Genomic DNA, 6,574 nt, shown 5'->3' on the forward strand with positions numbered 1-6,574 from the left:
CAACCCCGACGCCAACCCCAACGCCAACTCCTGCACCAACTCCTGCACCAACCCCAGCACCAACCCCTGCACCAACCCCAACGCCGACCCCAGCACCAACCCCAGCAGCAACTCCTGCACCAACTCCTGCAGCAACTCCTGCAGCAACTCCTGCAGCAACCCCAAACTCAGCATCAGGGGGTAGGGTAACAGTCAATGGTGGTAATCGTGAGATTACTATTCTCCAGAACCATAGTGATACGATTAATGGGATTAATCGAGCGATCGCCTCTACATCCCGTGAATCCTCCGATGATGTCTCTTCTTCAGTAACTATTGATTCTCAAGCAACGGCAACTGCTCTCGTCAGCCGGGGCAGTTTCCGGCGATTACTGGATGAAGGAAAATTACAGCAAGCGGTAGAAGTGGGCGATCGCCTCTTAAGCGAAGAATTTGCTGATTATCTCAATAAATCATTACCTCAACAGCAGTCTTCCTTTCCCCAGATCCAGAAGCAACTGGAAACCATGAGTGCGCAAACAGGTAAACTTTCTGCCTTACTGTACATGATTTCTGATTCGGAGCAACTGAATTTAGTCTTAGTTCCACCCACTGGAGAACCGATTTATCACTCCATTCCTGAAGCATCTAATGCCACATTAATTGCAAAAATTAAAGCCTTTCAAGCCGAAATTTCCGATCCCATTCGCCGTCGTACCACCAGTTATTTAGATGCTTCTCAACAGCTTTATCAATGGTTAATTGCACCACTCGAAGCTGAATTAGAAGCTCAGGGAATTAGCTCTTTATTATTAAGTTTAGATAGTGGCTTACGCAGCCTACCGATCGCCGCCTTGCATGATGGCGAACAATTTTTAGTAGAAAAATACCAATTTAGCTTAGTTCCCAGCTTGGGCTTAACCGATACCCGCTATCAAAATCTGCAAAATACGCCCGTCTTAGCCATGGGAGCATCTGAATTTAGCGATCACTCTCCCTTACCCGCTGTTCCTGTTGAACTGAGGACTATCTCTGAAAAACTTTGGCAAGGAGAAGCCTTTCTCAATCAAGGGTTGACCGTTGAAAACTTTAATCAACAACGGACACAATCTGACTATGGCATTATTCATTTAGCCACCCATGGTCAATTCAGACCTGGTAAAGTTGAGGAGTCTTATATTCAATTTTGGGATCGTAAACTTAGACTCGATCAAATCACGGATTTAAACTTAATCGATCCTACTGTACAATTGCTGGTATTGAGTGCCTGTCGTACCGCATTGGGCGATCGCCAAGCAGAATTTGGTTTTGCTGGTTTAGCCGTTCAATCTGGGGTTCAATCAACCTTAGCGAGTTTATGGTATGCCAGCGATCTAGGTGCATTAGGCTTAATGGCCGAATTTTACCATCACTTACAAACAGAGCAAACAAAAGCTGGTGCTTTGCGTAGAGCGCAAAGTGCCCTATTGCGCAAAGAAGTACAGATTAAAGACGGCAAACTAATCGGCAATTTTGGCGAAATCGATCTACCTCCTGAACTCAATACTGGCATTCAACCGAATCTGATTCATCCCTATTATTGGTCAGGGTTTACCTTAATTGGTAATCCTTAATATGTAGCGCAGCGCGCTAGGGAATAGGAATAGGAAATAGGTTATATAGCCTTTATCGAATTAGTGAGGTACATTAGAAGAGAGGAGTAAAAAACTGGTAAATGAAAGCATACTTTTTATTGTACCTCATCTATTTGAGAAACGCTATATTAGCTAGTTTTCAGTATTGAACCTTGTCCTAATTGACTCTTTCTCTGCTATAGAAGCGAATCAGTTGTTTAGAAGGGTTAGGTTTAAGATCTGTTGATGTTGCATAGTTTGGCTCCTGATCTCTTCAAGTTGTGCAGGGGTTAAGGGTTGACGATGAGCGTAAAAATCGATCCAAGTTTGGCTAATTTCGTGGGCGTTTTCTGGAAGCCGATCGAGTTCCCAACCGGGAAGATGCAGTTGTTCCATGAGTTGGGTGACTTTGGGATCGTAGCTGAGAGCAAAGCAGGGACATCCCACGGCAGCAGCCATAATGAGGCCGTGGAGTCTCATGGCGATCGCTATTTGCACTTGACTAAAGATACTTTTATACTGTTCTGGGCGATCGCCGATCCAAATTTGGCTCACCTTCGGGAGTGCTGCATGGAGTCTTTGGGCAATGCCTAAATCAGTCTTCGGTTGAAAGGGTAATAATAGGAGATAACTTTGGGTTTGCTTCTGTAGCTCAATCAACGCTTGAGTAAGGGTTTGTAGGCGATCTGGGGTGAGTTGGGGATGGGGACGCAATACCACCGCAATTCTGGGATGAGGTAGATTGTCCAACCCCTCAACGGGTGTAGGTTCCAAGGCCCAAACAGGATCGGGAGCCAGGGTGAAGGGAATATTCCAATCCGTTAACCGTTGCGCCGATTGGCGATCGCGCACACTAACTGCTGTACATCCACGGAAGAGCGATCGGGCCAATTGGCGAGTTAGAGCCGTCTTTAAGGGGCCGATCCCTTGTCCCCAAGCGAGGGTAATTTTGCCCATTCGTTGCGCTAAAGCCATGAGAGCAAAATAATAAAGGGGCGATCGCCAACTGGTAACATCTTGAATTAAGCTGCCTCCTCCCCAGATAAAGGCATCCGCAGAGGTTACTGTGCTATACAGATCGGGAATCGAAGTGCGATCGCAGGTTTCCACCCCATACTGTTGCTCAGTTTCTGTACAGTTAGCCGATAGCACCACCGGAGTCACATTTTTAGGTAACATCTGCAATAGGGTAACTAACAGGGCTTCATCACCTGCATTTCCCTGGCCATAGTATCCACATAACACCACACGCATGATCAATTAAAAATTAAAAATAAATTTTGTCGGACGAATTTCGTAGGGGCAGCTTCTCCTAAGTTTAGCAGACAAAGCGATCGAATCTGTGAACCCGACCTCCACCCTGAGTCAACTAGAAACCGGGTTTCTTGCGTATCTTATCGTTGATTGTCTCAACTTGGATAGAAACCCAGTTTCTTCCCTGTCGAAGGGTTCGGAATAACCTGATAGAGACGGTATTGAAGATCTTTGAATCACGCAAACTCAAAAAAATCATTCAAAGCTATTTTATTCAACCACAATATTTCAACTGAGTCAAAAGTAAAACAATTTCATCAATAGCCGTTCTTACCTCTTGGGTTTTTAAATCAGATTGATTAACAATAATACTAAAAACCAAGGGTTCAAAATCGGGAGGTTGTATATATCCTGCCAAAGACACAACTCCACTTAATGCTCCTGTTTTTGCTTGTACATTTCCTTCAGCCAAGCTATTTCTAAAACGCCAACTTAATGTCCCACTTACACCAGCAATCGGTAAAGAATTTTGATAGAGATCTGCCCAAGGAGAATTCGCCATTATTCTGAGAGATTGCACCAAAGCTTCCGGACTGACTAAATTATGGCGAGATAATCCAGAACCATCATTTAACCTAAAACTATTGGCAGGAACTCCTAACCGTGCTAGGATTGCTCTTACCTCCTCCAAACTTTTTTCCAAAGTATCATTATTCGAGGAGTGATTAGAAACTGAATCACTTCTAGCCCCTAGTTGACGTAACAAAGCTTCTGCATAAACATTGTTACTTTCTTTATTCACTTCTTCTATTAATTCTCCCACCGTAGGAGACTCGACAAAAGCTAATTCTGTTAAGTTTAAATTTGAGGTTGTTGGAGATTGTTCAACTATTCGAGAAACCCGAATTCCTTCTGACTCTAAAACCTGACGAAATTTATTTAAAAAATTATCCACAGGTTCCACAACTGATACATAAACAGGTTCCGATACTGAACCAACTTTGAGCTGTCCAGATATACGAATTATGGGTTGAGTAAAACTTCGCCCTACTTCTACAAATTCTTTTTCATGAGTTGCGACCGTGACAGAATTATTGTCTATTTGCCATTTGTTACTTTGTATTGGATCGATAAAAGTTACTTTTAAAGGTTGACCTAAACCTTGAGGAGACAAAACTAGATCTATAGAATTTTGATTTAAAATTAGACTATTAATGGGTGCGCCATAACCCGCCTGAATATCTTCCCATTCCCAATTAGGATTAATAGCTGTTCCCTGAAAATAACTATTATCTGCAATGAGCTGATTGATCGTTGTTATGCCCTGTTGTTTGAGTTGTTCTGCTAATTTCTTGAGTTCAGTTTCTGTTAAGCTGGGATCGCCTCTGCCAACAACATATATATTTCTGTTGTTATCACCATAAATAGAAGTTCTAATCCTAAGTTGAGGTCTTAATTTTTGTAACACTGCTGCGGTTGTTAATAGTTTAGCAGTAGAAGCAGGAATAAAATAATGCTGAGAATCTTGGTCGTAGATTCTATTTTTACTAGATAAAGTTTCGACTAAAATCCCCCACCGAGAACGACGAAAAATTGGGCGATTTATTATCGTATTAATATCATTGCTGAGGTCGGCACGACAATTTCTTGTCGTGGTTTCTTGACTTAGAGTAATTAATGGATTAAGAAATAATATAAGGAAAATAATTGTAATTGGTTTGAGGTGAAATTTAAACATTTGGTATTGATTAGAAAAAGAATAAGGAGTAGTAGTAAAAGTGTTGAATCTTTATACAGCATTTCTCAAATAGATTAGGTGCAATAACAGCTATGTGTAAAATAGTTATGAAAATCTTGCTCAGAAACTTGACTGGAGGCTTCTTCGATCAATGCATAAATTGGCATTGATGCGACAAAATGCATAGAACTGGCGATCGCCGATCGTTGATAAGGGAATGAGCAAAGACAGATCGATTAGCCATGACATCTGTTCAGATTTCTTCGATAGGCTAATCATCGGTTCCCTGACTCCTCAATCCCTTAAAACTGGCGTAAAAACCTCAGATCGCTACTGTAAAATCGGCGAATATCATCTATCTGATGCAACACCATCGCAAAGCGTTCAATACCAAAACCAGCCGCAAACCCCGTATACACCTCTGGATCGTAGCCTACTGCTTTTAATACATTGGGATCGACCATTCCACAGCCCAAGACCTCTAACCATTTCCCATTCCATTGCACATCGACTTCTGCCGACGGTTCCGTGAAGGGGAAATAACTGGCTCGGAAGCGGATATCGACCTCACCGAACATTTGGGTCAGGAATTCTTTCACGGTGCCTTTTAAGTCTGTAAACGTGAGTCCCTCATCCACTGCCAGTAACTCCATTTGGTGAAATACTGCCGCATGGGTTGCATCAACCGTATCGCGACGATAGCAGCGTCCAGGAGCCACAATGCGGATCGGAGGGTCATTCTTCTCCATGTAGCGAATTTGCACTGAGGAGGTATGGGTGCGGAGGAGATTACCATCGGGGAGATAGAAGGTATCTTGCATATCTCTAGCGGGATGGTCGGGGGGAGTATTGAGGGCTTCAAAATTATAGTAGTCGGTTTCCATTTCCGGGCCGGCTGCGACAGTATAGCCAAGTCCCACAAAGATATCGATCGCCCGATCAAACGTACTATTCAATGGATGAGTCCGCCCTTGGGGACGATAGACCCCAGGCATTGTCACATCTAGGGTTTCGGCTTCCAATTTGGCTTGAATTTGGGCTTGTTGCAGGGCACTCTTTTTGTCATCAAGGGCGGTAGAGAGAGCTAATTTCACCTCATTAGCCACTGCACCAATGCGGGGGCGATCGCTAGGATCTAATTTTCCCATGCCTCCCAACACTTTAGGCAACTGACCTTTTTTACCCAGATAAGCAATACGGAGTTCCTCAAGCTTCTGGAGATCCTTGCAGGTGGCGATCGCCTCCACTGCGGCTTGCTTGAGGTCGGCTAATTGTTGTTCAAGGTCACTCAACATATAGATTCTAGGCGCTGGCAGGTCTGAAAAGAGCATAATGCCTTACCTGATGTTACCATTATTCCCGTTCTCCACTGCCAGATTCTTATGACGATTATCCTTACTTCCCAAGAGATCGCCCATTATCGCACGGAGTTAGCTGCCGATCCGGAAGCCTTGGAAGCCTTAGACCAAATTGAAGACTGTGAAGGAGATCTCGAAGATGCGGCCATCTCCCTCGGCATTCAAGCTGGACAACAACCCGATCGCACAGACTGGTTATCTGGAGTCGCTAAACGCTGTCGTGTAATTTTATGCCAAGACCCTTGTCAGAGCTATTTTCAACAAAGACAACTCGCTGACGTAGTCCGTACACTCAAAACCGCCCAAGTCTGTCCATCCTTGCTCGTCACTCCTGTGGTCTTATATGTCGTTAACACTGGGGTACAGACATTTTGTGAAGCTTTAAATTACAAACAAAATTAAGTATTTTTTTTGATTCCCCTAGAGGTATCTAAGATTTAATCGGTATCCATACATCCTCGATATTTAAAGAAAGACTAAAACCCTAATTTTCTGGCATTGAGAAATTGAAAATCGCCGCAGAGAACTTAACACTTATGGTTTAATTAAAAATCAAAACCACCCGATCTAATTCATCCCATAATAATGTATGTATCGTATACGTGAAAATCATAAAAAGGACAGAAAACTTC

At 43.2% G+C, this 6,574-nt stretch carries 6 protein-coding genes; 2 read left to right on the top strand and 4 right to left on the bottom strand.

Annotation, left to right across the window (positions count from 1 at the left end; translation table 11 throughout):
• Nucleotides 1–1,592 (top strand): CHAT domain-containing protein (locus AC3A14_RS23550; RefSeq protein ID WP_487779194.1); only part of this gene is annotated, 1,592 nt, incomplete at its 5' end.
• A gap of 210 nt (nucleotides 1,593–1,802) precedes the next feature.
• On the opposite strand, the gene csaB is transcribed toward AC3A14_RS23550, so the two are convergent.
• The 4 genes from csaB to pheS form a co-directional block, all read right to left on the bottom strand.
• Nucleotides 1,803–2,846, bottom strand: coding sequence for a polysaccharide pyruvyl transferase CsaB (gene csaB / locus AC3A14_RS23555; RefSeq protein WP_318734733.1), 1,044 nt, complete (start codon nucleotides 2,844–2,846; stop codon nucleotides 1,803–1,805).
• A 274-nt stretch (nucleotides 2,847–3,120) separates the two neighbouring features.
• A complete protein-coding gene (gene dacB / locus AC3A14_RS23560; protein ID WP_318734735.1) occupies nucleotides 3,121–4,584 on the bottom strand; it encodes a D-alanyl-D-alanine carboxypeptidase/D-alanyl-D-alanine endopeptidase in 1,464 nt (487 codons plus the stop codon).
• A 120-nt stretch (nucleotides 4,585–4,704) separates the two neighbouring features.
• The gene (locus tag AC3A14_RS23565) at nucleotides 4,705–4,833 is read right to left on the bottom strand and encodes a hypothetical protein (RefSeq protein WP_318699005.1); all 129 of its coding nucleotides are present in this window, start codon (nucleotides 4,831–4,833) and stop codon (nucleotides 4,705–4,707) included.
• Nucleotides 4,834–4,886: 53 nt separating this feature from the next.
• Nucleotides 4,887–5,879 (bottom strand): phenylalanine--tRNA ligase subunit alpha, encoded by a 993-nt coding sequence (gene pheS / locus AC3A14_RS23570; protein WP_318734739.1) that lies wholly within the window; start codon nucleotides 5,877–5,879, stop codon nucleotides 4,887–4,889.
• An 87-nt stretch (nucleotides 5,880–5,966) separates the two neighbouring features.
• Between pheS and AC3A14_RS23575 the strand changes: the two genes are divergently transcribed.
• Nucleotides 5,967–6,344, top strand: coding sequence for a hypothetical protein (locus tag AC3A14_RS23575; RefSeq protein ID WP_318734737.1), 378 nt, complete (start codon nucleotides 5,967–5,969; stop codon nucleotides 6,342–6,344).
• Nucleotides 6,345–6,574 lie beyond the last annotated feature (230 nt).

It is taken from the genome of Roseofilum sp. (genome assembly GCF_982964205.1).

What these genes read in the sequence shown, in the direction of transcription:
- pheS (WP_318734739.1), bottom strand. Translation starts at nt 5,879, where the DNA reads ATGTTGAGTGACCTTGAACAACAATTAGCCGACCTCAAGCAAGCCGCA.
- csaB (WP_318734733.1), bottom strand. Translation starts at nt 2,846, where the DNA reads ATGCGTGTGGTGTTATGTGGATACTATGGCCAGGGAAATGCAGGTGAT.
- AC3A14_RS23575 (WP_318734737.1), top strand. Translation starts at nt 5,967, where the DNA reads ATGACGATTATCCTTACTTCCCAAGAGATCGCCCATTATCGCACGGAG.
- dacB (WP_318734735.1), bottom strand. Translation starts at nt 4,584, where the DNA reads ATGTTTAAATTTCACCTCAAACCAATTACAATTATTTTCCTTATATTA.
- AC3A14_RS23565 (WP_318699005.1), bottom strand. Translation starts at nt 4,833, where the DNA reads ATGTCATGGCTAATCGATCTGTCTTTGCTCATTCCCTTATCAACGATC.